This window comes from Streptomyces sp. NPDC038213 (assembly GCF_055600495.1).
The window spans coordinates 388,198-412,371 of record NZ_JBVJYM010000003.1 but is presented as its reverse complement, the minus strand read 5'-3'; the positions used below and the strand labels follow the sequence as shown (position 1 = coordinate 412,371).

Sequence of the window (24,174 nt, the reverse complement as noted above, 5' to 3'; positions counted from 1 at the left end):
CCCCGCGGAGGACACGGGCCGGGTCAGGGCCGGTGGTCCGCGTCCGCGGCGCCTGCGGGGTCCGGGAGCCGCTCCGGATGTCCGTGACGCCGTTTCTTGACCGGCGCCGAGCCCCTCGCTCCTGCCGGTGCACACCACTGTGCCGGGGTCGTGTTAACCGGGTGCTGCCACGGCGTGACGTCCCCGTACCGATTACGCGAAGCGCGACCGGGTCCGCTGCGCGGGCCTGTTCCCGAAACCGGGGGCAGGCCCCCGGACCCCCGAACCGTGCGCTCCGCGCCCGGTGCGCTCAATCGCCGCGCGGGCTGGATACCTCCAGCCCCGCCAGGGGGTCCCCCCGGACGAAGTCTGGGGGAGTTTGAGGCGCGGGGGTGTGGGGGCGGAGCCCCCGCTTCGGGAAGGGGCGGGGTGGGGAAGCGGCCCCGCGCAGCGGACCGGAGTCCGGGCGGGGCCGGCGGGCTACTTCGCGCCGCGTGCCAGGAAGGCCAGCAGGTCCTGCCGGCTCACGACACCGGTCGGCTTGCCCTCCACCAGCACGATCGCCGCATCCGCCTGCCCCAGCGCAGCCATCAGGTCGGACACCGGCTCGCCGGACCCCACCTGCGGCAGCGGCGCGCTCATGTGCTTCTCCAGCGGGTCCGTGAGCGACGCCCGCTGCGCGAACAGGGCCGCCAGCAGCTCCTTCTCCACCACCGACCCGATGACCTCGGCGGCCATCACGTCGGGGTGCCCCGCCCCCGGCTTCACGACCGGCATCTGCGACACGCCGTACTCGCGCAGGACCTCGATGGCCTCGCCGACGGTCTCCTCGGGGTGCATGTGGACGAGCGAGGGGATCGCGCCGCCCGCCTTGTCCGCCTTGTCCGCGAGGACCGCGCCGATGCGGGCGGCCGGTCCGGCCTCCTCCAGGAAGCCGTGGCCGGCCATCCACTCGTCGGAGAAGATCTTGCTGAGGTAGCCGCGGCCGCTGTCCGGGAGGAGGACGACGACCACGTCGTCCGGGCCCAGGTCCTGTGCGGCGCGCAGCGCGGCGACGACCGCCATGCCGCAGGAGCCGCCGACGAGGAGGCCCTCCTCCTTGGCGAGGCGGCGGGTCATCTGGAAGGAGTCCTTGTCGGACACCGCGATGATCTCGTCGGTGACGTTCTGGTCGTAGGCGGTGGGCCAGAAGTCCTCACCGACGCCCTCGACCAGGTACGGGCGGCCCGAGCCGCCGGAGTACACGGAGCCCTCGGGGTCGGCGCCGATGACCTTGACCGCGCCGCCGGAGACCTCCTTGAGGTACCGGCCGGTGCCGGAGATCGTGCCGCCGGTGCCCACGCCCGCGACGAAGTGGGTGATCTTCCCCTCCGTCTGCTCCCACAGCTCGGGACCGGTGGTCTCGTAGTGGGAGCGCGGGTTGTTGGGGTTGCTGTACTGGTCGGGCTTCCAGGCGCCGGGCTCGCGCGCGAGGCGGTCGGAGACGTTGTAGTACGAGTCCGGGTGCTCGGGGTCGACGGCGGTCGGGCAGACGACGACCTCGGCGCCGTACGCGCGCATCACGTTGATCTTGTCCGTGGACACCTTGTCCGGGCAGACGAAGATGCACTTGTAGCCCTTCTGCTGGGCCACGATGGCGAGTCCGACGCCCGTGTTGCCGCTCGTGGGCTCCACGATCGTGCCGCCGGGCTTGAGCGCTCCGCTCTGCTCGGCCGCCTCGATCATGCGTACGGCGATGCGGTCCTTCACGGAGCCGCCCGGGTTGAAGTACTCGACCTTGGCCAGGACGGTCGCCTGGATGCCTTCGGTCACGTGGTTGAGCTTCACCAGCGGGGTGTTGCCGACGAGGCTGATCATCGAGTCGTGGAAATGCACCATGTTCTCCAAGGAGGGGACTCCACGGGTTCTCCGGGAGGCACCGCCAGACTATGCGCAAAGCGATTGGCCGACCGTACGTACGGGGCAGGTAGAGGACACCTGACGTGACGGACGGCCGGGTCGCGACGAGGAGGTGGCCGGAAGGGTGTCCAGGGCGAGGACGGCGCGCCGGATCGCGGCGGGCGCGGCATACGGCGGGGGCGGCATCGGCCTGCTCGGCGCGGCGGCGGTGGGGCTGGTCCTCGCCGAGGTGCAGCTGGCCAAGCGGACGGTCGGCACCCTGCAGGCGGAGCCGCCGCGGGCCGACGGGCGGTACGGCGCGGAGTTCGGCGGGCCGGGGGCCGAACCGCTGCGGCTGGCGATGCTGGGCGACTCCACGGCGGCGGGGCTGGGCGTGCACCGGGCCCGGCAGACCCCGGCGGCGCTGCTGGCCTCGGGCCTGGCGGCGGTGGCCGAGCGGCCGGTGGAACTGCGCAACGTGGCCCTTTCGGGTGCGATGTCGGACGACCTCGACCGGCAGGTCCGGCTGGTCCTGGACGACACGGGCTTCCTGCCGGACGTGACCGTGATCATCATCGGGGCGAACGACGTCACCCGCCGGATGCCGCCCACCCAGTCCGTACGGCTGCTCACGGCGGCCGTGCGGAGGCTGCGCGGGGCGGGCTCGGAGGTGGTCGTGGGCACCTGCCCGGACCTGGGCACGATCGAGCCGGTGTACCAGCCGCTGCGGTGGGTGGCCCGGCGGGTCTCGCGGCAGCTGGCCGCGGCGCAGACGATCGGGGTGGTCGAGCAGGGCGGCCGTACGGTCTCCATGGGCGACCTGCTGGGCCCCGAGTTCGCGGCGAACCCGCGGGAGATGTTCGGGCCCGACGCCTACCACCCCTCGGCGGAGGGGTACGCGACGGCCGCGATGGCCGTCCTGCCGACGGTGGCGGCGGCGCTGGGGCTGTGGCCGGAGGCGGACCGGCTGGACGCGGCGCGGAACGAGGACATGCTGCCGGTCGCGAAGGCGGCGTCCGCGGCGGCGGGCCAGGCCGGTACGGAGGTCACGGCGGCCCGCGCCCCCTGGGCCCTCCTCAAATACCGCCGCCGCCGCCGAGTCCCGGCCACGGACCCCCAACAGTCCCCCCTGTGACCCGGCTGCACGGAGACCGTGCGCTCCGCGCCCGGTGCGCTCGAACGCCGCGGCACCATCCGGCCCCGCCGGCGTCTGAGGCGCGGGGTCCGGGGCGGAGCCCCAGTTCGGGAAGGGGCGGGGTGGGGAACAGGCCCCGCAGGGGGATGCGTCAGGGGTCACACCCCCGGCACCGTGACCTTGACCGTACGGGCCGGTAACTTCACATGGTCCGCAATCCACCGCACGCCCCCTTGGAGCCGTGATGCCCGAAGCCGTCATCGTTTCCACCGCCCGCTCCCCGATCGGCCGCGCCTTCAAGGGCTCCCTCAAGGACATCCGCCCCGACGACCTGACGGCCACGATCGTCCAGGCCGCCCTGGCCAAGGTCCCCGCCCTGGACCCGCGCCAGATCGACGACCTGATGCTCGGCTGCGGCCTCCCCGGCGGCGAGCAGGGCCACAACCTGGGCCGGATCGTCGCCGTGCAGATGGGCATGGACCACCTCCCCGGCTGCACGATCACCCGCTACTGCTCCTCCTCCCTCCAGACCTCCCGCATGGCCCTGCACGCCATCAAGGCCGGCGAGGGCGACGTGTTCATCTCGGCGGGCGTCGAGATGGTCTCCCGCTCCGTGAAGGGCACGAGCGACGGCCTCCCGGACACCCACAACCCGTTCTTCGCGGATGCGGAGGCCCGTACGGCCGCCGTGGCCCAGAGCGAGGGCTCCGGCTGGCACGACCCGCGCGAGGACGGCCTGGTCCCCGACGCGTACATCTCGATGGGGCAGACCGCAGAGAACCTGGCCCGCCTCAAGGGCGTGACCCGCCGCGACATGGACGAGTTCGGCGTCCGCTCGCAGAACCTCGCCGAGGCCGCCATCAAGAACGGCTTCTGGGAGCGGGAGATCACCCCGGTCACCACCCCCGACGGCACCGTCGTCAGCAAGGACGACGGCCCGCGCGCCGGGGTCACCCTGGAGGGCGTCGAGGGCCTGAAGCCGGTCTTCCGCCCCGACGGCCTGGTCACCGCCGGCAACTGCTGCCCGCTGAACGACGGCGCCGCGGCGCTGGTCATCATGAGCGACACCAAGGCCCGCGAGCTGGGCCTGACCCCGCTGGCGCGGATCGTCTCCACCGGCGTGTCCGGCCTGTCCCCCGAGATCATGGGCCTGGGCCCGGTCGAGGCCAGCAAGCAGGCCCTCCAGCGGGCCGGGCTGACCATCGGCGACATCGACCTGGTCGAGATCAACGAGGCCTTCGCGGCCCAGGTGATCCCCTCGTACCGGGACCTCGGGATCGACATCGACAAGCTGAACGTCAACGGCGGGGCCATCGCCGTGGGTCACCCCTTCGGGATGACCGGCGCCCGCCTCACCGGCACCCTGATCAACAGCCTCCAGTTCCACGACAAGCAGTTCGGCCTGGAGACCATGTGCGTGGGCGGCGGCCAGGGCATGGCCATGGTCATCGAGCGCCTGAGCTGAACCGCAGCTCAGCGCGACCGGGGGCGCGAGCGCCCGGGCTGAACCGCAGCGGGGCGGGCCGCCGTTCCTAACCCTCCGCGGCCGAGCCGTGACCGAATCTCCCCCAGGATGTGACATATATCCTGGGGGATTGGTCTTTTCCCAGGTCAGCCTAGGTATGGACCAAACGGCCGGGTAGAAAGACCTGTCCATTTCATGACGTAATGCACTGCACGCCATTCCCAGCTCGGGACAAGCTGAGGTAGGAAGTCGGGGGATCGAAACAATCAGGAGTTAGTCAGTGAGCGCCATGTCTCTTGCCCTGCTGCTGACCACGGCCGCTGCCACGGCCGTGGGCGCTGCTGCGCTGCACGCCGTCCACGCCCTGCGCAAGCAGGTCACGGCCCTGCGCGGCGAGCTGCTCGCCTCGGCCGCCCACCGCGGCCCGGTGGTGCCGCACGCGCGCAGCACCGTCGAATCCCCCGCCGCGGAAATACGGGCCGCCGTGGCCGAGGCCCTCGCCGAGGAGCGCGAGCGCGAGCTCGCCGAGGCGCGCGCCTTCTGGGCCGCCCAGGAGGCCCGCGACGCCGCGGACGCCCCCTCGCTGCTGGGCGGTCTGCCCGGGCTCGGCGAGGACGGCCCGCTCTTCATGCCGCGCCAGGCCGACATGGTGGGCCTGGAGCCCCTCCTCGAGGACGAGCCGGCCGCTCCCGAGTTCCCGGAGGACTCCCCCGAGCTGGCCGCGGCCCGCCGCCGCCACCCCTCGCACCCCGACTTCGTGCCCGTGCAGCCCTCGCCGCACGCGGACCACGAGCGGACCGTGAACCGCCTGGAGGAGCTCGCGGAGGCCCGTACGGCCCTCGCGGACGTCCGCCCCGGCCCGCTGGGCACGCTGGACGTGTACGTCTTCACGGACGGCACCACGCTGTGCATGACCCCGGGGCACCGGGAGACCGCCGAGCGGCTCGCGGAGGCCCTGCGCTCCGGCAGCGCGCCGGTGCTGCTGGGCGGCTCGGGGATCTCGGGCGCGTACGCCCTGACGTTCTCCTGCGGGGGCGCGGGCGACCCGGAGGACCCGGCGGACAACGTCTACATCCTCGCGGACAGGGTCATCGCATCGCTCTGACCTCTGCCTGCTCCACCAGCGCCACGGCCTCGTCCAGCTCCGCGGACGGGGCCGTTCCCGTACCCGCTGCCGCTCCCGCCGCGGCCCCGCGCAGGGCCTCGGCGAGGTCGCGGCCCGCCACGGCCACCTGGTCCCCCACCACGAAGACCCCGGCGTCCGGCATCTCCCGTACGGGACCGGCCCCGGGGCCCTCCTCCAGGGCCTGGGCGCGCCGTGCGAGCTCCCGGGCCAGTGCCAGGGCCTCGGCGGCGGCGCCGCGCTGGAGGCGGCTCTGCGGGGCGGCCCGGAGCCGGTCGGCGAAGCGGTCGGCGGCGGCGGTCAGCGGTGAGGTATCGAGCACGCCCGCGACCCTACGCGTCCCCCCGGCACTGTTGCCAACGGGCGAACGGTCGGGCACGGTGACGTGAAGAGTACGAAGAGTGACCCGGTTCGTCGTACCGCATGAGTACGGAGGCGCCCATGTCCGTCGAGTTCTCCGAGCAAACCCACCGGAACATGATCTCCAGGATCCCCCAGACCACCGGTCGTGAGATGTCCGACTGGCTCCGCACCGTCGAGGACGGTCCCTCCCTCTGCCGCTTCGAGGAGAAGGTCAGCTGGCTGCGCGGGGCGCACGAGCTGTCCTACGGCCAGGCCAAGGCGATCATCCACGAGTACGACCTCCGCCGCGCCGCCCGCAGACTGGGCTGAGCCGCACTCCCCTCACGCTCCCCCTCCCCCTCCCCTTTGCCCCACAACGGGGGAAGGCCCCGCGGGCACTGCCCGCGGGGCCTTCCTGTGGGTCTGCCGACCGGTCCGGCTAGTCGTCGCCGGAGAGGATCGAGAAGAGCCGCAGCATCTCCAGGTAGATCCACACCAGGGTCATGGTGAGGCCGAAGGCCGCCAGCCAGGACTCCTCGCGCGGGGCGCCGTACGTCACGCCGTCCTCGACCTGCTTGAAGTCGAGGGCGAGGAAGCACGCGCCGAGGATGATGCCGATGACACCGAACAGGATGCCGAGGCCGCCGCTGCGGAAGCCGAGGCCGTCACCGCCGCCGAAGACGCTGAAGAGCAGGTTGGCGACCATGAGGAGCATGAAGCCCACCGCGGCGGCCATGACGAAGCCGTAGAAGCGGCGCGTCACGCGGATCCAGCGCATCTTGTACGCGAAGAGCACGCCGGCGAAGACGCACATCGTGCCGAGCACGGCCTGGATGACCACACCGGGGCTGACGTACGTGCTCACGGCCGAGCTGATCACACCGAGGAAGACACCCTCGAAGGCCGCGTAGGCCAGGATCACCGCGGGCGCGGGCTTGCTCTTGAAGGACTGCACCATGGCCAGGACGAACGCGACGAGCGCGGCGCCGATGGCGATGCCGTACGACTTGTTGATGTTGGCCGGGTCGACCGGGAGGAGGACCCAGGACAGGACCGCCGTCAGCACGACCGTGCCGAGCGTCATGGCCGTGCGGCTCACGACGTCGTCGATGGTCATCACGCTGCCGCGCGGCGGCGCGGCCGGCATGCCGGTCTGCGCGTCTACGGCGTACGGGTTGGTCGCGTACGGGTTGGTCGCGGTCCCGGCCTGCACCTGCTGCGCGTCAAAGCCCGCGTAGCCGTTGTCGCGGCTGAACCCCCGTCGCGAGAAGACCGGGTTGCTGCTCCTCATCTCACTCCTCCGTGGCCACCGTGCGCGGCCTTGACTCAAGGGTAATGCGTTAGCAAAGAAACCACCCTACTGCTGAGGGAGGATCTTTTCACCGGCGATTCCTCCCGCCGGACCAGACCCGCGCCCCGCTCACCCCGCCCGCGGGTTCAGCCCCCGGGCTGCTCGACGGCGAACTCGTACGCGATCTCCCAGCGGATGTCGGCGACGACGATGTCCGCCGTCTCGACCGGCCGCCCGTCGCCGTCGTAGTACGTCCTCTCGATCACGGTGACGAGGTCGCCGACGCTGATGCCGAGCAGGTTCGCCTGCTCCTGGGTGGCCCGAGCGGGCCGGGGGACCTCCACGGCCGTCTCGATCCTGACACCGATGGACCGCATCCGCTCGACTACACCTGCGCCCGCGAAAGGCCCCATCTCAGGCAGGACGACGGGCGTGCCGTTGGTGACAGCCATCGGCTCCCAGGACTCCGACAGCTGCACCGGCAGCCCGTCGGCGAGGAACTCGTACCGCGTCACGACGCAGGGGTCGCCCGGCTCCAGCGCGAGGCGCTCGGCGATGTGCTCCGGCGCCGGGGTCCGCGCCTCGGAGCGCGACTCCCAGGTGCCGGCGCGGCCCGCCTCCCGCATGTCCGCACGGAACGGGCTGCCGCCGCGACGCTCCCGGTGCCGGGACCTCACCATCCGCAACCGCTCCCGCGGCCGCCGGACGTACGTGCCCGAACCCGCGCGGCCTTCGAGGAGCCCCTCGATGATGAGCCGCTCCATGGCGCGCTGCGCCACGGACTGACCGACGCCGTACTCGGCGGCGAACCGGGCACGCGACGGCAGCTTGTCGCCGACCGCCCACTCGCCCGCCTGGATACGGGCACGCAGGGCATCGGCCACCTGCAGGTAGGGCGTTTCGCGGGGCATGGCGCATCTCCGGGTGCTGCGATCGACGTTGACAAGCTAACCCATCAGGTTGAAGCTGAATACTCAACCTCACGAAAAGTGACGGCTTGAACACCAAGGGGAGAGCTGTGTCCCGTGTGCCTCCGCGCGCCTTGGCCCTCGCGGCCCTGATCACTGCCGCAACGGGCCTCGCCCCGCACATGAGCGAGACCCCGGAGACCATCCGCTTCGAGGTCGACTGCCGGCCGCGCTCACCCCGGAAACCCGCACCGACCTTCTCACCGCCCTGCGGACCGCCGACCGGTACGGCCACCGCCGGACCGCCGACCGGGATGTCGTCTGGGCCGAGATCAACCGAAAGGCAATGACGTGACGACTCCCCAGAACAGTGCCGGGAACGACGCCGGTCACGCGTCGGAAAGGCTGCTCGTGCTGATCAGCCGCGCGCTGGCCCCGTACGCCTTCAAGCCGGAGGCCGACAACCTCACCGAGCTGACGGCCGAGCTGCTCGCCCATACCCGGACCCTCCTGCCGGCTGCCGAGCGGCTCCGCGACGGCGACCAGCGGGTGGCCGGGGCGCTGGGCGACTGGGAGCAGCTGACCGCCGAGGGGGCCGGCAGCGGGCCGCTCGGGCCGTGGAACTACACCCGCGGGCTGGCCCGCGTCGCCCGCACCCTGCACCAGGCCCTCGGCCTGCACGGGTGCAGGCCCGAGCCGGAGTACGGGGTCGTGGCGGCGCCCTCGGCGTTCGGCCGGTGGCCGGGGTGAGCCCGGCCGGGCAGGTCGGCTACGTCCTGTGCTGCCTGGCGGTCCTCACCGCCGTCCTCCTGGCAGTCCTCTGAACCGGGGGCGGTCTGCGGGACGGGAGCCGTCGCCGCGGCGGCGGGGGGCTGCGGGGCGTCGTGCGCCGGGGTCTGCGCCGCCCTTCGCGCCGGGGCGGCCGAAGCCGGTGCGGGCGCCGCGGGCGGGACGGCGGCGGACGTACCCGGCGGGGGTCCGGAGATCCGGAACTGGTGCGTCGGCTTCCTCCCGTGCGTGCGCACACGTGCACGACCGCCGCCGGGGGCGAAGGGTGGTACGGGAGGAGGGGAACCGGCGGGTACGGCCCGGAAACGGGTCGCCACCAGGGGCGCTGCGTGCCCGGAGCCGGACTCGAACCGGCACGGCCTAAGGCCAGCGAGGTTTAAGCTCGCCGTGTCTGCATTCCACCATCCGGGCGAGGCGGGCGGCTCCGCGCGGAGCCTTGCAACGCAGGGTGAGCCTATCCGGAACCGCGACTCCGAACACGGGATGATCGTTTCTATGTTGTCTGATTTTATTGGCGCTTGAGGGATCGTCAGGCGCCAGAACGGGAAGTGGGCCCCCTGTGCGGCCCGCCCCGAAGCCGTGAACGCCTGTGTGGAATTGACGAGATTTCGATGGCCCGGGAAGGGATCCCGCCACCGGTGCGCGCCACCCTCCGCCACCCCCGCCCGCCCGGACCGAATGTCATACCAAAGGAGGAGGGCCCGGGTCCCCCGGTCAGACTCCAGTGGGCCGGAGAACCCGCACGGCGGCTGATTCCGCGGCGGCGTCCCGCCGCGAGGATGGAATACGTCCCGCAGACCGTGAGAGCAGTCCCCCAGGAGCCCCCCGTGACCACCATGAACCTCACCCCCCGCAGCACCGCCGTGGCCGCCCGCGCCACGCAGCTGTCCAAGGTGTACGGCCAGGGCGAGACCCAGGTGGTCGCGCTCGACAACGTGTCCGTGGACTTCGTCCAGGGCCAGTTCACCGCCATCATGGGCCCCTCCGGCTCCGGCAAGTCGACCCTCATGCACTGCGTCGCCGGACTCGACACCTTCTCCGGCGGCTCCGTCCGCATCGGCGAGACCGAGCTCGGCACCCTCAAGGACAAGCAGCTCACCCAGCTGCGCCGCGACAAGATCGGCTTCATCTTCCAGGCCTTCAACCTGCTGCCGACCCTGACCGCGCTGGAGAACATCACCCTCCCCATGGACATCGCCGGCCGCAAGGCCGACAAGCAGTGGCTGGACAAGGTCATCGAGATGGTCGGCCTCTCCGGCCGGCTGAGCCACCGCCCCACCCAGCTCTCCGGCGGCCAGCAGCAGCGCGTGGCCGTGGCCCGCGCCCTGGCCTCCAAGCCCGAGATCATCTTCGGCGACGAGCCCACCGGAAACCTGGACTCGCGCTCCGGCGCCGAGGTCCTCGGCTTCCTGCGCAACTCCGTGCGCGAGCTCGGCCAGACCGTCGTCATGGTCACCCACGACCCGGTCGCCGCCTCCTACGCCGACCGCGTCATCTTCCTCGCCGACGGCCGCATCGTCGACGAGATGCTGCGCCCGACCGCAGACGGCGTGCTCGACCGCATGAAGGCCTTCGACACCAAGGGCCGCACCAGCTGAGGCCCGCAGGCCGCCGCTCCCCCGGCGGCCGCGCCCAGCCCGCCCGCGCTCCTGATCCCGGCCCGGCCCCCGGCCCCGGCCGCGGCCCACCACGACCTCCTGGACTCCTCCACCATGTTCCGTACCGCGCTGCGCAACGTCCTCGCGCACAAGGCCAGGCTGATGATGACGGTGCTCGCCGTCGTCCTCGGCGTCGCCTTCGTCTCCGGCACCCTCGTCTTCACCGACACCCTCGGCAAGGCCCTCAGCGGCCAGTCCGCCAAGAGCTACGACAACGTCGCCGTCGTCGTCACCCACCACGGCTCGGCCCGCGGCGAGGACGGCGCCAAGGGCGAGCCCGGCATCAGCCAGAAGCGGGTCGACAAGGTCGCCGCCCTCGACGGGGTCGCCTCCGTCTCCGGCCGCGTCACCGGCTTCGCCGGCGTGGCCGACGCCAAGGGCAAGCTGATCGGCAACGGCTGGGCCAACGCCGGTTCCAACTTCGCCCCCGGCAAGGACGGCAAGGACCCCCGCTACGCGTTCACCGAGGGCAGCGGCCCCGCGGAGGACGGCGGGGTCGCCCTCGACAAGGAGACCGCCGCCAAGGGCGGGTACCAGGTCGGCGACCGGGTCCGCGTGGCCACCAACGGCCCGGTGAAGGAGTACACCCTGACCGGTGTCTTCACCACCGACGACGGCCAGGTCAACGCGGGCGGCAGCCTCGTCCTCTTCCACACCCCCGTCGCGCAGAAGCTGTACCTCCAGCCCGGCTTCTACTCCGAGCTGTCCGTGGCCGCCGAGCCCGGCGCCAGCGCCTCGGCGATCCAGCAGGAGATCCTGCCGGTCGTCGGCAAGGACCCGACCGTCCAGACCGGCGCCGCCCTCGCGGAGCGCCAGGCCAAGGACATCGAGGAGGGCATGAGCGGCATGAACCAGGTGCTGCTCGCCTTCGCCGCCATCGCCCTCTTCGTCGGCGTCTTCCTCATCTACAACACCTTCACCATGCTGGTCGCCCAGCGCACCAAGGAGCTCGCGCTGCTGCGCGCCGTCGGCGCCTCCCGCCGCCAGGTCAAGCGCTCCGTGCTCCTCGAAGCCCTCGTGGTCGGCCTGGTCTCCTCCGCGATCGGCCTCGCCGCCGGCGTGGGCCTCGCGGTGGCCCTGCGCTCCGCCATGGACGGCTTCGGCGCCAAGATCCCGGCCGGCCCGCTGGTCATCGGCCCGGACACCGTCGTCACCGCCCTGGTCATCGGCATCCTGGTCACCATGCTGGCCGCCTGGCTGCCGGCCCGCCGCACCGCGAAGATCGCCCCGGTCGCCGCCATGGGCAGCGCCCACCTGCCGGCCACCGCCAAGTCCCTGGTCGTCCGCAATTCCATCGGCGCGGTCCTCACCCTGGCCGGCCTGGCCGCGGTCGTCGCCGGCGCCTCCATGGGCTCCGACGGCCGCACCGTGATCGGCGGCGGCGCCTTCTTCGCCCTCATCGGCGTGATCGTCCTGATCCCGATGCTGTCCCGCCCGTTCATCGCCGCGATCCGCCCGCTGCTCCAGAAGGCCTTCGGGGTCTCCGGCAAGCTCGCCGCGCAGAACGCCGTCCGCAACCCGCGCCGTACCGGCGTCACCGCCGCCTCCCTGGCCATCGGCCTGACCCTGGTCACCGGCCTGACCGTGCTCGGCGTGACCGTCGGCCAGGCCGTCGACCGGATGACCACCGACGTGGTCAAGGCCGACTACATGGTCACCATGGCCAGCGGCGACAGCCTCGACAAGTCCGTGCTCCCCGCCCTGCGCAAGGCCCCCGGGGTCGAGGCCGCCAGCATCCAGCAGGCCGGCTGGTTCAAGACCGGCGGCGACACCTTCAGCTCGGTGTCGGGCGTCACCCCGAACGACGTCGACAAGGTCCTCGCCCTCGACGTGCTCAGCGGCTCGATGTCCTCGCTCGCCGACGGACAGGTCGCGGTCTCGGAGAAGACCGCGAAGAAGGCCGGTGTGAGCGTCGGCGGGACCGTGCAGGCCACGTTCGACGACGGCAAAAAGGCCTCACTGAAGGTCGGGGCGATCTTCAAGGAGAACGAGTTCGTCTCCCCGTACGTCCTGGACTCGAAGATCCTCGACGCCCACGCCAACGGCGAGCAGCCCCAGATCCGCGAGATCTTCGTCAAGACGGCCGGCGGGGAGTCCTCCGCCAACGAGCAGAAGATCATCGACGCGCTCGGCAACAACCCCGCCATCAGCGTCCAGGACCAGACCGACATCCGGAACACCTTCGGCGGCATCATCAACATGATGCTGAACATCATGTACGGCCTGCTCGGCATGGCCCTGCTGATCTCGGTCCTCGGAGTGGTCAACACCCTGGCGATGTCGGTGTTCGAGCGCCAGCAGGAGATCGGCATGCTGCGGGCCATCGGCCTGGACCGCGGCCGCGTCAAGAACATGATCCGCCTGGAGGCCGTGGCCATCTCCCTCTTCGGCGCGGTCCTGGGCGTGGGCCTCGGCACCTTCCTCGCCTGGGCCATCGGCCAGACCGTCAAGAGCTCGATCCCCGGCTACTCGCTGGTGGTCCCCTTCGACCGGATCGGCCTCTTCCTCCTGCTCGCCGCCCTGGTCGGCGTCCTGGCCGCCATGTGGCCGGCCCGCAGCGCCGCGAAGCTGAACATGCTGACGGCGATCAAGACCGAGTAGCAGGACCCCGGCACCCGGCACCGGGTACGCGCGAGGGCCCCGCGGCAGCACGCCACGGGGCCCTCCGCCGTTCCCGGCCGGACCGCCCCGGGGCCGCACCGGCCGGATCCGGCCTCAGCCCTCCTGCCACACCCGGGTCCGCAGCGGCAGCGCCGAGCCGCCGCGCCCGTCCGGGCGGACCGCGAGCACCTGGTTCACGCCCAGCCGGTTGTGCTCGAAGCCCAGCGCCGACGCGGCCATGTACAGCTGCCAGACCCGGGCCCGGCCCGGGGAGGTCAGCCGGACCGCCTCCGCCCAGTGCTCCTCCAGCCGCGCCACCCAGGCCCGCAGGGTCAGCCCGTAGTGCTCCCGGATCGACTCCACGTCCCGGACCTCGAAACCGGCCCGCTCCAGCTCCCCGACCGTGCTGCCCAGCGGGGACAGCTCCCCGTCGGGGAAGACGTACGCGTCGATGAACGCGTCGATGCGGTACGCCGATTCGTCCGGCTCCGGGCGGCGGGCGATCTGGTGGTTCAGCAGCCGGCCCGCCGGGCGCAGCAGCCCGTACAGCGTGCCGGCGTACTCGCGGTACCGGTCCGCGCCCACGTGCTCGGCCATCCCGGTCGAGGAGACCGCGTCGTACGGGCCGTCGCGGACGTCCCGGTAGTCCTGGACGCGGATCTCGATCCGGTCGGCGAGCCCCTCGCGGGCGATCCGCGCGCGGGCGTACGCGGCCTGCTCGGCGGAGAGGGTGATGCCGGTGACGCGGGCGCCGTGGGCGCGGGCGGCGTGCAGGGCCATGGAGCCCCAGCCGCAGCCCACGTCCAGCAGCCGGTCGCCCTCGGAGAGGGCCAGTTTGCGGCAGACCAGGTCGAGTTTGGCCCGCTGGGCCTCCTCCAGGGTGCTGCCGGGACTCCAGTAGGCGCAGGAGTACACCATGGACGGGCCGAGGACGCGCTCGTAGAAGGTGTTGCCCACGTCGTAGTGGTGGCTGACGGCCTGGCGGTCGCGGCCGCGGGTGTGCCGGGCGCCGGTGCGGCCGCGGGCCTCCTCGGGCGGCGGCGGGGGCGGGGGCCAGGGGCGGGCGATGCGGACGAGCTCCCCGGCGGCGGCCCGGACGGCGGGGTCCCGGAGCCGGGCGGCGGCCCTGGCGGGGGGTTTGGCGGGGGCCGCGGGGGCTGCGGCTGCCGGGTCCTGCGGGCCGCGCTCCCAGAGCAGTGCGCCGACCTGCTCCAGCAGCCCGTACAGGTCCCCGTCGGCGTCGAGCTCCCCGGCCACCCAGCCGCGGGCCAGGCCCAGCTCGCCCGGTTTCCACAGCAGCCGGCGCAGGGCCCGGCGGCGGCGGACCACCAGGACGGGGGCCCCGGGCGGGCCGGATTCGCTGCCGTCCCAGGCGCGGATCCGCAGTGGGAGGGGGGAGCCGAGCAGGGTCTCGGCGAGGGCGGTCAGCCGCGGAGCGGCGTCGGTCATGGCGAACACCTCCTGAGGGGCTCAACCAACCGCCCTACCCCGCCGCCTGCCCGCACAATCGGTGCGGACACGCCGGAGGGGGCCCTGAGCGGCCCCCGCGGGAACGCCGGAGGGGCCGCCCGCGAGGCCTCGGAAGGGCCCCGCCGGGAACGCCGGAGGGCCCCGCGGGCACGCCGAAGGGGCCGCCCGCACCACGGATGGCGGACGGCCCCTTCGGGGACGTGCGGTGCGGCGGCCCCCGCAGGGGGCGCTGCCGCGGGACCCCGGTCAGGGGGTCCGGTCGGACCGGGCCGGGGCCCGGGTCAGGAGGCCTTGGCCTTCTCGGCCTTCTCCACGGGGGCCGCGGCGACCGGGGCCGGCTTGGCGGCCTCGTAGAACTCCTCGCGCGGGGTCTCCAGCGCACCGAGGGAGACGACCTCGCGCTTGAGGAACATGCCGAGGGTCCAGTCAGCGAACACGCGGATCTTGCGGTTCCAGGTCGGCATGGCCATGCCGTGGTAGCCGCGGTGCATGTACCAGGCGAGGCGGCCCTTGAGCTTGATCTTCATCTTGCCCATGACGATCATCGCCACGCCCTTGTGGAGGCCGAGGCCCGCCACCGCACCCTTGTTGTGGTGCTCGTACTCCTTCTGCGGGAAGCCCCGCATACCGGAGACCACGTTGTCGCCGAGGACCTTGGCCTGGCGCAGCGCGTGCTGGGCGTTCGGCGGGCACCAGGCGTTCTCGACACCGGACTTGCGCAGGGCCATGTCCGGGACCTGGGCGTTGTCGCCCGCGGCCCAGATGTAGTCCGTGCCCTGCACCTGGAGGGTGGCGGCGGTGTCCACGTGGCCGCGGGGGCCGAGCGGGAGGCCGAAGCGGGCGAGGGCCGGGTTCGGCTTGACGCCGGCGGTCCACACGATGGTGTTGGAGTCGACCTCGAGGCCGTTCTTCAGCACCACGTGGCCGTCCACGCAGGAGTCCATGGAGGTGTTGAGGTAGATCTCGATGCCGCGGGACTCGAGGTGCTCCTTGCCCCAGGTGCCGAGCTTGGGCCCGACCTCGGGGAGGATCTTGTCGGCCGCGTCGACCAGGATGAAGCGCATGTCCTCGCGCTTGATCGTGGAGTAGTACTTGGCGGCGTCGCGGGCCATGTCCTCGACCTCGCCGATCGTCTCGGCACCGGCGAAGCCGCCGCCGACGAAGACGAAGGTGAGGGCGCGGCGGCGGACGTTCTCGTCCGTCGTCGACTCGGCCTTGTCGAGCTGCTCGAGTACGTGGTTGCGCAGGCCGATGCCCTCCTCGACGCCCTTCATGCCGATGCCCTGCTCGGCGAGGCCGGGGATCGGGAAGGTGCGGGAGACGGCGCCGAGCGCGATCACCAGGTAGTCGAAGGGCAGCTCGTACGCCTCGCCGACCAGCGGCGTGACGACGGCGACCTTGCGGTCCTGGTCGATGGTGGTGACCCGGCCGGTGAGAACCTCAGCCTTGGGCAGCACGCGTCGCAGCGGGACGACGACGTGCCGAGGCGAGATGTTGCCTGCGGCCACTTCGGGGAGGAAGGGCTGGTAGGTCATGTACGACCGCGGGTCGACGACCGTGACGGTCGCCTCGGCGTAGCGCATCTTCTTGAGAATGCGCTTGGCCGCGTACAGGCCTACGTACCCACCTCCTACAACGAGGATCCTGGGACGCTCCGTGGTGCTCATGCATCCGAGTATCCAGCACCCGTTGGAGGGCTGCTCGTGCGCCCCTTCACAAGGTACGGAAGGCCCTCTGTTACACTGCGCGGCCCGCGTGACCCAGGTCATGTTCCGGTACGGGAACCGCAGGGCCCGTGCACACGTTGTACACCCGCCCTGAACTGGTCTCCAGCCCTGTCCGCGGACTGGACCACCACCTTCGTTCATACGTCTGACACGGATGGCACACCCTCCGGCAATCAGACGAAAAGGGCCCGTCGACCTTGGATCGGCGCCGAAATACCCCTCGAACGCCTTCCATTGAGGCCGACAGGCTCTTTTTCCTTGTGAAGAACTTCACGAACTTTCTCCGGAGGCCGGGACCAAAGTCCCTCCGCGGGGGCCCTCCGGGGGCCCCGCGGGCCTCCGGAGGATGCCGGCGGAACCGCTCAGGCCAGCGACCAGGCGATGCCGTCGAGGATGTCGTGCTCGGAGACGACGACCTCCGCGGCGCCGGTGCGCTCCATGATCGCGAGGAGGACCAGGGCGCCCGCGCCGATGACGTCCACGCGGCCGGGGTGCATGACCCCGTACGCGGCGCGCTCGGCGTGGGTGGAGGTCAGCATCCGCCCGGTGATCTCGCGGACCGTCTCGTACGGGATCCGGGCGTGGTGGATGGCCGCGGAGTCGTACGCGTCCAGGCCCAGGGCGATCCCCGCGACCGTGGTCACGGAGCCGGCCAGGCCGACCAGGGTCCGGGCCCCGGCCAGAGGGACCGTCTCGGCCGCCAGATCGAGGGCGGCCTCGATGTCGGCGCGGACCGCCGCGACCTGCTCCGCGGTCGGCGGGTCGGTCACGGTCCCGTCCACGACCAGGTGCCGCTCGGTCATGCGGACGCAGCCGATGTCCACGGAGCGGGCGGCCTGCACGCGGTCGGCACCGACCACGAACTCCGTGGAGCCGCCGCCGATGTCCACCACCAGGAACGGCCGCTCCAGGTGCTCGTGCGCGGTCAGCTCCCTGGTGGCCCCGGTGAAGGAGAACTCCGCCTCCTGCTCCCCGGAGATCACCTCGGGCTCCACGCCCAAGACGGCGAGGACCCCGGCGGTGAACTCCTCGCGGTTCTCGGCGTCGCGGGAGGCCGAGGTGGCCACGAACCGCAGCCGCTCGGCGCCCAGCTCCTTGATCACGGCGGCGTACTCGCGGCAGGCCGCGAAGGTCCGCTCCAGGGCCTCGGGCGCCAGCCGGCCGGTCCGGTCCACGCCCTGGCCCAGCCGGACCACGGTCATCCGCCGGTCCAGCTCGACCAGCTCGCCGGTGGCCGGGTCGCAGTCCGCGACGAGCAGCCGGATGGAGTTCGTACCGCAGTCGACGGCCGCGACCCGGGTCACGCGGTCTCCTCCGTCCGCTCCCCGCACGCGGTGACGCAGGGGCCCTTGGCCCACCACTCGGGGAGCAGGGCCAGGGCCTCGTCGCCGAAGGGGTTCACGCCCGGGCCCGCGACCAGGGAGTGCCCGACGAGCACGTGCAGGCACTTGACCCGGTCCGGCATCCCGCCGGCGCTGGGGAAGCCCTCCAGCACCTCGATCGCGTCGCGGCGGCGGATGTAGTCCTCGTGCGCGGCCCGGTACTGCGCGGCCAGTTCGGGGTCGGTGGAGAGGCGGTCCTGCATCTCCTTCATCAGCCCCGAGCCCTCCAGGGTGCCGATGGCGGAGGCGGCCCGCGGGCAGGTCAGGTAGTACGTGGTGGGGAAGGGGGTGCCGTCGGGGAGGCGCGGGGCGGTCTCGACCACGTCGGGCTGTCCGCAGGGGCAGCGGTGCGCGATGGCCCGCAGTCCGCGCGGCGGACGGCCCAGCTGCTGCTGGAACGCGTCGATGTCGGCGGCCGTCGGCTCGGTGCGGTCGGTCTGGGGCGGGGGCGTCTGCATGCCTGCGGAAGTCTCTTCGTTCGGGTCCGGCGGACCGGCGCGGTCCGCGTCTGACTAGTTGTCTTCTGGGTGGTCGGCCTTGTCGACGCCGTCCCAGACGTTGGAGTACCAGGGCCGGTCGCTGGTGCCCTCCCCGGCGCGGCGGCGCTCCTCGGCCGCCTCCTCCGGGTCGATCACGGTGTAGCCGACCTCCCCGGGCCGTACGTAGTGGAGGTGGCGGCGGGCCTGCTGCTCGACGTACGCCGGGTCCTGCCAGCGCGCCTTCTCGTCCCGCAGCTCCTCCAGGCGCTGGCGGGCCTCGTCGGCGGTGCGCTGCTGCTCGGAGATGTCCGAGCGCTGGGACACGTACTGCCGCATGGGGTACGCGAGGGCGACGATCAGCGTGCACAGGACCAGGGCGAGCAGGGCCGCGCGGCCGGTCAGGCGGCTGCGCCGGACCTGGCGGCGGGACTGCGAGCGGTACACGTGGGCGGCGGTCCGCTCCCCGAGCTGCTTGAGCCTGGTCGCGGTGGAGAACCGGTCCCGGTTCCCGGCCATGTGTCCGCCTCCCTCACCTACACACGTACGTCCCCGCACACGGTACGGGACCGGGGGCGGGGACGTACGGAGGCTAGTGCTGCGATCGGAAAGGTTTGCCGTGGGCCGGTGCACCCTTCCGGTCGCAGCGCTGGACCTGCGGGGAGGTGATCAGCCCTTGAAGCGGGGGAACGCGCTGCGGCCCGCGTACACGGCGGCGTCGTCGAGGATCTCCTCGATGCGCAGCAGCTGGTTGTACTTGGCGACGCGGTCCGAGCGGGCCGGGGCGCCGGTCTTGATCTGGCCGCAGTTCACGGCGACGGCGAGGTCGGCGATGGTGACGTCCTCGGTCTCGCCGGAGCGGTGCGACATCATGCACTTGAAGCCGTTGCGCTGGGCCATCTCGACGGCGTCGAGGGTCTCGGTCAGGGAACCGATCTGGTTCACCTTCACGAGCAGGGCGTTGGCGGAGCCCTCCTCGATGCCGCGGGCGAGGCGCTCGGGGTTGGTGACGAAGAGGTCGTCGCCGACGATCTGGACCTTGGCGCCGAGCTTGTCGGTGATGACCTTCCAGCCGGCCCAGTCGTCCTCGAAGAGCGGGTCCTCGATGGAGACGAGCGGGTAGGCCTCGACGAGCTCCGCGTAGTACTCGGTCATCTCGGCGGCCGAGCGGGACTGGCCCTCGAACTCGTACTTGCCGTCCTTGTAGAACTCGGACGCGGCGACGTCGAGCGCGAGCGCGATGTCCTTGCCCGGGACGTAGCCGGCCTGCTTGATGGCCTCGACGATGAGGTCGAGGGCGGCGCGGTTGGAGTCCAGGTTCGGGGCGAAGCCGCCCTCGTCGCCCAGGCCGGTGGAGAGGCCCTTGGTGTGGAGGACCTTCTTGAGGGTGTGGTAGACCTCGGCACCCCAGCGCAGGGCCTCGGAGAAGGACTCGGCGCCGATCGGCGCGATCATGAACTCCTGGATGTCGACGTTGGAGTCGGCGTGCGACCCGCCGTTGAGGATGTTCATCATCGGAACGGGCAGCAGGTGCGCGTTCGGGCCGCCGAGGTAGCGGAACAGCGGCAGGTCCGAGGCCTCGGAGGCGGCGTGCGCCACGGCGAGGGAGACGCCCAGGATGGCGTTGGCGCCGAGGGAGCCCTTGTTGTCCGTGGCGTCCAGGTCGAACATGGCCTGGTCGATCAGGCGCTGCTCGGTGGCGTCGTAGCCGACGAGCTCCGGGCCGATCTGCTCGATGACGGCCAGGACGGCCTTCTCGACGCCCTTGCCCATGTAGCGGTTGGGGTCGCCGTCGCGGAGCTCGATGGCCTCGAAGGCACCGGTGGAGGCTCCGGACGGGACGGCAGCACGGCCGGTGCTGCCGTCGTCGAGGCCCACCTCGACCTCGACCGTGGGGTTGCCTCGGGAGTCCAGGATTTCCCGGGCTACGACGACGTCGATGGACGGCACGAGCATCTCCTTCTGGGATGTGACGCTGGGTGTGCGGCGGCGTGTGGGCCGTGCGGTGGCCCTGCCGGTCTAGAGCCTAACCGGCTCGGGGGGGTCGGCCGCCCGACCGCCCGGGTCCTGGGACGAAAAAGGGTCCGAATACCCGCCTTACAGGACATAAGACCCTTGATCAACTCCCCCGGGACACGCCGCCGCCCGGCGCGTCGGGGGGGATGACGCGCCGGGCGGGGCAGTCCGGTGCCGGGCGGGCCCGCGCGGGGCGCGGGCCTTCCGGTGACCCTGCGGATTCACCGCGGACGCGCAGGGCCGGGGGGGGTCAGGAGAGCTTGAGCATCTGGCCCGGGTAGATGAGGTTGGCGTCGGAGACGATGTCCCCGTTCAGCTCGAAGAGCTTCGCCCAGCCGCCGGCCACGCCGTTGGCGTCGGCGATGGTGCCGAGGGTGTCGCCGGCCTTGACCTCGTAGGAGCCGGTGCCCTTCTTGAAGCCCTGGGCCGCGCCGCGCTCGGAGCGGGTGGTGGGCGCGGACTCGCTGCGGGTCTCGGCGCGCTTCTCGGCCTTCTTCGTGGCGGAGGGCTTCGGGGCGGCGGGCTTCGAGGAGGAAGAGGAGCCGCTGCCGGCCTCGGAGGAGGCGTCGTTGGCGGCGCGGGAGAGGCCGACGCCGCAGCTCGGCCAGGCGCCCTTGCCCTGGACCGCGAGGACCTTCTCGGCCACGGCGATCTGCTGGGACTTGGAGGCCTGGTGGGCGTTGGGGGCGTACGCCGTGCCGCCGAAGCCGGCCCAGGTGGACGGGGCGAACTGCAGGCCGCCGTAGTAGCCGTTGCCGGTGTTGATCGACCAGTTGCCGCCGGACTCGCACTGGGCGACGGCGTCCCACTCGGAGGTGGTGGCGGCGCTGGCGGTGCCCGCGGCCATCAGCGGGGCGGCGATGGCGACACCGGTGACACCGGCGGCGGTCGCGATGCGGGTGGCCTTCGAGGGGCGGCGGTGCTTGCCCTTGCCGGAAAGCAGCATGGAACTTCTCCTCACCGACGCCTGCGAGGTGAGCTGTCGGGTTCGGGCGGTGAAGTCGCCCGGCCGTGCGTCTGGCGCACGGCTTCACCCCTAGCCGTCCCGTGACCGTCTCTCAACGGCCGGGCGCGGCACCTACCTTGGGTCCCCCGCTCCTGCCTTCGGCGCTTGCGCGACGACTGTTCCCCCCGGCCGCCGGCAGGATTCGGCGATGCGGTCGAAGGAGCCCGCGGTGGCGAGCGGTTCAGACCGTAGGCAGACGCCTCCCCGATGTTCAAGGACGGACATCGGGGAGAAAACGCCCATAGTTGACTCACCCACAGGAACGTTTGCGCAGGTGAGCGCGCGTATTACGGAATCATCACGGCGGGGCGCGCCAGTTGAGGCGAAGAGACGCATGTCTCATTTCCTCGAACTCGGACATTTAGTCCTGTAACGGGGCATCAAACCCGCGTCGAGCGGCCCGAAGTGTCCCTATTTCTCGCTTAGATCGAGATTCTGGCCGGGCTTGATGAGGTCCGCGTCCCCGCCGATGACGGACTCGTTCGCCTCGTACAGGGCGCCCCATCCGCCCTTCACACCCTTGGCGTCCGCGATCTCCGACAGGCTGTCACCCGCCTTGACGATGTACACGGGCTCCTCGGCCCCGGCCGCCGACGTGCCGTCAGCTCCGGTGCCGCCGGACTCGTCCGCGGGCGCGCCGCGGTGCTTGCCGGTGCCCTCGCCCGGGGCGGGAGTGGTGGCGGGACCCTCCGGGGTGGCGGGGACGGCCGGGCCGCCGGGGGTCGCCGGGATGCCCGGCGAGGCCGGGTCCGTGGCCCCGGGGGTGGCCGGGGTCGTCGGCGTGCCCGGGGTGGCCGGCGTGCCGGGGGTCGGGGTCGCCGGGTCGGTCGGGGTGCCGGGCGTGCCCGGGGTGGCGGGGACGGTCGGCGTGCCAGGGGTCGCGGGGACCGTGGGCGTACCGGGGGTGGCCGGGACGCTGGGCGTGCCCGGGGTCGCGGGCGGGGTGGGCGTACCCGGGGCGGCCGGCGGGGTGGGCTTCGCGGGGGCCTCCGGGGCGCCGGGGACCACGTGGTCGGGGCGCACCGGGGCCGGGCTGACCGGGCGGACGGAGTCCGCCGAGCCGGGGTCCACATCGGCCTTGGGGCCGGACTTGGTCAGTCCGGACGGGCCGGCGCACAGCGGCCAGGCCTCCGGGCCCTGCGCGGCGAGCACCCGCTCGGCCACGGCTATCTGCTGGGAGCGGGAGGCGAGGTCGGGGCGGGAGGCGAACTCGGTGCCGCCCGCGCCCTTCCACTGCTCCTGGGTGAACTGGAGCCCGCCGTAGGAGCCGTTGCCGAAGTCGGCGCTCCACGTGCCGCCGCTCTCGCACTCGGCGACCTTGTCCCACGTGGCGGTGTCGGCGGCTGATGCGGAGCCGGCGGCGAGCAGGGGCAGCGCGAGCGCCGAGCCGGTGACACCGGCCGTGACGACGATCGCGGGGGCCTGACGAGGCTTTCTGTGGCGGCCGTTCCCGGAGCGCATGAGGGTGGACCCTTCCCGTGGGCTGAGCAGGTGACGGCGAACGTAGCGGGCTTCGAACGCTTGTTACAAGTCGATGCAGCGCAGATCACGTAAAGATCACATTCCTGATGGTCCGTCAGGAATGATTGACTCCGGTTCAGTTCGCCCGCGGGGTGAACTCCACCGGCAGCGTGCGCAGTCCGCGCATGATGAGCCCGCCGCGCCAGCGCAGTTCGGACGGATCGACCGCGAGCCGCAGGTCCGGCAGCCGGGTCAGCAGGGTGGCCAGGGCCGTCTGGCCCTCCAGCCGGGCGAGCGGGGCGCCGAGGCAGTAGTGGATGCCGTGCCCGTAGCCCAGGTGCTGGTTGTCGGCGCGGGACAGGTCCAGGGAGTCCGGCTCCGCGAACCGCGCGGGATCGCGGTCCGCCGCCGCCAGCACCACGAGGACGGGGTCCCCCGCCGCGATCTCCCTGCCGCCCAGGGTCAGCGGGCGGGTGGCGAACCGCCAGGTGGCCAGCTCGACCGGGCCGTCGTAGCGCAGCAGCTCCTCCACGCCGGTGGCCAGCAGCCCCGTCTCCCCCGCGGCCAGCGAGGCCTGGAGGCGGGTGCGCTGGCCGGGGTTCGCGAAGAGGGAGTGGAGGCCGTTGCCGATGAGGTTCACGGTGGTCTCGAAGCCCGCGAAGAGGAGGATGAAGGCCATCGCGGCCGCCTCGTTCTCCGTCAGGTGCTCGCCGTGGTCGCTCGCCCGGATCAGCCCCGAGATGAGGTCTTCGCCCGGCTCGTCCCGCTTGCGGTGGATCAGCTCGACGAGGTAGTTGCGCATCTTCTTGACGGAGCGGGCCACCCCGCCCCGGGGGCCGCCGCCGTGCCGGATCATCATCCCGGCCCAGTCGCGGAAGTCGTCCTGGTCCTCCCGCGGTACGCCGAGCATCTCGCAGATGGCGTAGATGGGGAGCGGGAACGCGAACTCGTGGATGAGGTCCGCCTCCCCCCGCGCGGCGAACCCGTCGATGAGGTGGTCGGTCAGCTCCTGCACCCGCGGGGTGAACTCCGCGACGCGGCGCGGGGTGAAGGCCTTGGAGACCAGGCGCCGCAGCCGGGTGTGGTCCGGCGGGTCGATGTTGAGCAGGTGGGTCATCAGCTCGGCCTTGCGCTCACCGGGGATGCCCGTCTTGCCCTTGGCGTGGGCCGGCTCCGCGTGGTGCGCCGGATTCTTGCTCAAGCGCTGGTCGGCGAGGGCTTGGCGGGCGTCGGCGTACCGGGTGACGAGCCAGGCCTCCACCCCGCTGGGCAGCCGGGTGCGGTGCACGGGGGAGTGCTCGCGCAGCCACGCGTACGCCGGGTACGGATCGGTGGCGAACTCCCAGTCGAACAGGGTCGGGGCCGGGGGTGCGGCGGCGGCAGCGGCTGCTCCCCCGACGGGGCAGCCGGGGGCGGCGGGGTTCTCTTCGTGCACCTCCCGACCGTATCCCCTGCCGCGGGCACCCG

Annotated in this window: 20 protein-coding genes, 1 tRNA gene and 1 riboswitch; of the genes, 7 read left to right on the top strand and 14 right to left on the bottom strand. The window is 72.3% G+C overall.

What is annotated here, in order from left to right:
• Positions 1-459: 459 nt before the first annotated feature.
• The gene (locus ACZ7JZ_RS07070; RefSeq protein WP_470934210.1) at positions 460-1,854 is read right to left on the bottom strand and encodes a cystathionine beta-synthase; all 1,395 of its coding nucleotides are present in this window, start codon (positions 1,852-1,854) and stop codon (positions 460-462) included.
• Between the two features lie 148 nt (positions 1,855-2,002).
• On the opposite strand from ACZ7JZ_RS07070, the gene ACZ7JZ_RS07065 reads away from it, so the two are divergent.
• From ACZ7JZ_RS07065 to ACZ7JZ_RS07055, 3 genes are all read left to right on the top strand, one after another.
• On the top strand, positions 2,003-2,992 hold the full coding sequence (locus ACZ7JZ_RS07065) for an SGNH/GDSL hydrolase family protein (protein WP_470934052.1): 990 nt from the start codon (positions 2,003-2,005) through the stop codon (positions 2,990-2,992).
• Positions 2,993-3,236: 244 nt separating this feature from the next.
• A complete protein-coding gene (locus ACZ7JZ_RS07060) occupies positions 3,237-4,457 on the top strand; it encodes an acetyl-CoA C-acetyltransferase (protein WP_470934050.1) in 1,221 nt (406 codons plus the stop codon).
• Positions 4,458-4,746: 289 nt separating this feature from the next.
• A complete protein-coding gene (locus ACZ7JZ_RS07055) occupies positions 4,747-5,562 on the top strand; it encodes a hypothetical protein (protein WP_470934208.1) in 816 nt (271 codons plus the stop codon).
• Here the strand turns inward: ACZ7JZ_RS07055 and ACZ7JZ_RS07050 are convergent.
• Positions 5,546-5,902 carry a hypothetical protein gene (locus tag ACZ7JZ_RS07050; protein ID WP_470934048.1) on the bottom strand — a complete coding sequence of 119 codons (357 nt, stop codon included), beginning with the start codon at positions 5,900-5,902 and terminating at the stop codon, positions 5,546-5,548. The two genes, ACZ7JZ_RS07055 and ACZ7JZ_RS07050, sit on opposite strands and share 17 nt — an antisense overlap.
• A 119-nt stretch (positions 5,903-6,021) precedes the next feature.
• Between ACZ7JZ_RS07050 and ACZ7JZ_RS07045 the strand changes: the two genes are divergently transcribed.
• Positions 6,022-6,252 (top strand): DUF4287 domain-containing protein, encoded by a 231-nt coding sequence (locus ACZ7JZ_RS07045; RefSeq protein WP_470934046.1) that lies wholly within the window; start codon positions 6,022-6,024, stop codon positions 6,250-6,252.
• 109 nt (positions 6,253-6,361) lie between these two features.
• Here the strand turns inward: ACZ7JZ_RS07045 and ACZ7JZ_RS07040 are convergent, their stop codons facing one another.
• Positions 6,362-7,213 (bottom strand): Bax inhibitor-1/YccA family protein, encoded by an 852-nt coding sequence (locus ACZ7JZ_RS07040; protein ID WP_470934044.1) that lies wholly within the window; start codon positions 7,211-7,213, stop codon positions 6,362-6,364.
• A 146-nt stretch (positions 7,214-7,359) separates the two neighbouring features.
• A complete protein-coding gene (locus ACZ7JZ_RS07035; protein ID WP_470934042.1) occupies positions 7,360-8,124 on the bottom strand; it encodes a GntR family transcriptional regulator in 765 nt (254 codons plus the stop codon).
• A 348-nt stretch (positions 8,125-8,472) separates the two neighbouring features.
• Here ACZ7JZ_RS07035 and ACZ7JZ_RS07030 point away from each other — a divergent pair, with 348 nt between their 5' ends.
• Entirely contained in the window at positions 8,473-8,871 is a 399-nt protein-coding gene (locus tag ACZ7JZ_RS07030; protein ID WP_470934040.1) for a DUF6415 family natural product biosynthesis protein, read from the top strand.
• A 369-nt stretch (positions 8,872-9,240) separates the two neighbouring features.
• Here ACZ7JZ_RS07030 and ACZ7JZ_RS07025 read toward each other — a convergent pair.
• Positions 9,241-9,321: transfer RNA gene (locus ACZ7JZ_RS07025), tRNA-Leu, on the bottom strand.
• 425 nt (positions 9,322-9,746) lie between these two features.
• Here ACZ7JZ_RS07025 and ACZ7JZ_RS07020 point away from each other — a divergent pair.
• Positions 9,747-10,508, top strand: a complete 762-nt coding sequence (locus tag ACZ7JZ_RS07020; protein ID WP_470934206.1) for an ABC transporter ATP-binding protein — start codon at positions 9,747-9,749, stop codon at positions 10,506-10,508.
• Between the two features lie 114 nt (positions 10,509-10,622).
• Positions 10,623-13,169, top strand: a complete 2,547-nt coding sequence (locus ACZ7JZ_RS07015; RefSeq protein ID WP_470934038.1) for an ABC transporter permease — start codon at positions 10,623-10,625, stop codon at positions 13,167-13,169.
• Between the two features lie 114 nt (positions 13,170-13,283).
• Here ACZ7JZ_RS07015 and ACZ7JZ_RS07010 read toward each other — a convergent pair whose 3' ends face one another.
• The 9 genes from ACZ7JZ_RS07010 to ACZ7JZ_RS06970 form a co-directional block, all read right to left on the bottom strand.
• On the bottom strand, positions 13,284-14,618 hold the full coding sequence (locus ACZ7JZ_RS07010) for a class I SAM-dependent methyltransferase (protein WP_470934036.1): 1,335 nt from the start codon (positions 14,616-14,618) through the stop codon (positions 13,284-13,286).
• Between the two features lie 302 nt (positions 14,619-14,920).
• Entirely contained in the window at positions 14,921-16,306 is a 1,386-nt protein-coding gene (locus ACZ7JZ_RS07005) for an NAD(P)/FAD-dependent oxidoreductase (protein ID WP_470934034.1), read from the bottom strand.
• A 422-nt stretch (positions 16,307-16,728) separates the two neighbouring features.
• Positions 16,729-17,670, bottom strand: a complete 942-nt coding sequence (locus ACZ7JZ_RS07000; protein ID WP_470934032.1) for a Ppx/GppA phosphatase family protein — start codon at positions 17,668-17,670, stop codon at positions 16,729-16,731.
• Entirely contained in the window at positions 17,667-18,206 is a 540-nt protein-coding gene (locus ACZ7JZ_RS06995; protein WP_470934030.1) for a DUF501 domain-containing protein, read from the bottom strand. The genes ACZ7JZ_RS07000 and ACZ7JZ_RS06995 overlap by 4 nt, the downstream gene beginning before the upstream one ends.
• A 54-nt stretch (positions 18,207-18,260) precedes the next feature.
• Entirely contained in the window at positions 18,261-18,743 is a 483-nt protein-coding gene (locus ACZ7JZ_RS06990; RefSeq protein ID WP_470934028.1) for an FtsB family cell division protein, read from the bottom strand.
• A gap of 150 nt (positions 18,744-18,893) precedes the next feature.
• A complete protein-coding gene (eno, locus tag ACZ7JZ_RS06985; protein ID WP_470934026.1) occupies positions 18,894-20,180 on the bottom strand; it encodes a phosphopyruvate hydratase in 1,287 nt (428 codons plus the stop codon).
• A gap of 310 nt (positions 20,181-20,490) precedes the next feature.
• Complete coding sequence (locus tag ACZ7JZ_RS06980; protein WP_470934024.1) at positions 20,491-21,186, bottom strand: transglycosylase family protein; 696 nt, start codon at positions 21,184-21,186, stop codon at positions 20,491-20,493.
• 3 nt (positions 21,187-21,189) lie between these two features.
• Positions 21,190-21,360, bottom strand: a riboswitch (cyclic di-AMP (ydaO/yuaA leader).
• Positions 21,361-21,657: 297 nt separating this feature from the next.
• Positions 21,658-22,707: a transglycosylase family protein gene (locus ACZ7JZ_RS06975; RefSeq protein WP_470934022.1), complete on the bottom strand. Its 1,050-nt coding sequence runs from the start codon at positions 22,705-22,707 to the stop codon at positions 21,658-21,660.
• Positions 22,708-22,843: 136 nt separating this feature from the next.
• Positions 22,844-24,142 carry a cytochrome P450 family protein gene (locus ACZ7JZ_RS06970; RefSeq protein ID WP_470934020.1) on the bottom strand — a complete coding sequence of 433 codons (1,299 nt, stop codon included), beginning with the start codon at positions 24,140-24,142 and terminating at the stop codon, positions 22,844-22,846.
• Positions 24,143-24,174: the final 32 nt, after the last annotated feature.

Bases quoted from the DNA above. Each gene is read 5' to 3' on its own strand.
- ACZ7JZ_RS07045 (WP_470934046.1), top strand. From the start codon at position 6,022: ATGTCCGTCGAGTTCTCCGAGCAAACCCACCGGAACATGATCTCCAGG.
- ACZ7JZ_RS07060 (WP_470934050.1), top strand. From the start codon at position 3,237: ATGCCCGAAGCCGTCATCGTTTCCACCGCCCGCTCCCCGATCGGCCGC.
- ACZ7JZ_RS07005 (WP_470934034.1), bottom strand. From the start codon at position 16,306: ATGAGCACCACGGAGCGTCCCAGGATCCTCGTTGTAGGAGGTGGGTAC.
- ACZ7JZ_RS07020 (WP_470934206.1), top strand. From the start codon at position 9,747: ATGAACCTCACCCCCCGCAGCACCGCCGTGGCCGCCCGCGCCACGCAG.
- ACZ7JZ_RS06990 (WP_470934028.1), bottom strand. From the start codon at position 18,743: ATGGCCGGGAACCGGGACCGGTTCTCCACCGCGACCAGGCTCAAGCAG.
- ACZ7JZ_RS06980 (WP_470934024.1), bottom strand. From the start codon at position 21,186: ATGCTGCTTTCCGGCAAGGGCAAGCACCGCCGCCCCTCGAAGGCCACC.
- ACZ7JZ_RS07015 (WP_470934038.1), top strand. From the start codon at position 10,623: ATGTTCCGTACCGCGCTGCGCAACGTCCTCGCGCACAAGGCCAGGCTG.
- ACZ7JZ_RS07035 (WP_470934042.1), bottom strand. From the start codon at position 8,124: ATGCCCCGCGAAACGCCCTACCTGCAGGTGGCCGATGCCCTGCGTGCC.
- ACZ7JZ_RS07055 (WP_470934208.1), top strand. From the start codon at position 4,747: ATGTCTCTTGCCCTGCTGCTGACCACGGCCGCTGCCACGGCCGTGGGC.
- ACZ7JZ_RS07010 (WP_470934036.1), bottom strand. From the start codon at position 14,618: ATGACCGACGCCGCTCCGCGGCTGACCGCCCTCGCCGAGACCCTGCTC.
- ACZ7JZ_RS06995 (WP_470934030.1), bottom strand. From the start codon at position 18,206: ATGCAGACGCCCCCGCCCCAGACCGACCGCACCGAGCCGACGGCCGCC.
- ACZ7JZ_RS06975 (WP_470934022.1), bottom strand. From the start codon at position 22,707: ATGCGCTCCGGGAACGGCCGCCACAGAAAGCCTCGTCAGGCCCCCGCG.
- ACZ7JZ_RS07040 (WP_470934044.1), bottom strand. From the start codon at position 7,213: ATGAGGAGCAGCAACCCGGTCTTCTCGCGACGGGGGTTCAGCCGCGAC.
- eno (WP_470934026.1), bottom strand. From the start codon at position 20,180: ATGCTCGTGCCGTCCATCGACGTCGTCGTAGCCCGGGAAATCCTGGAC.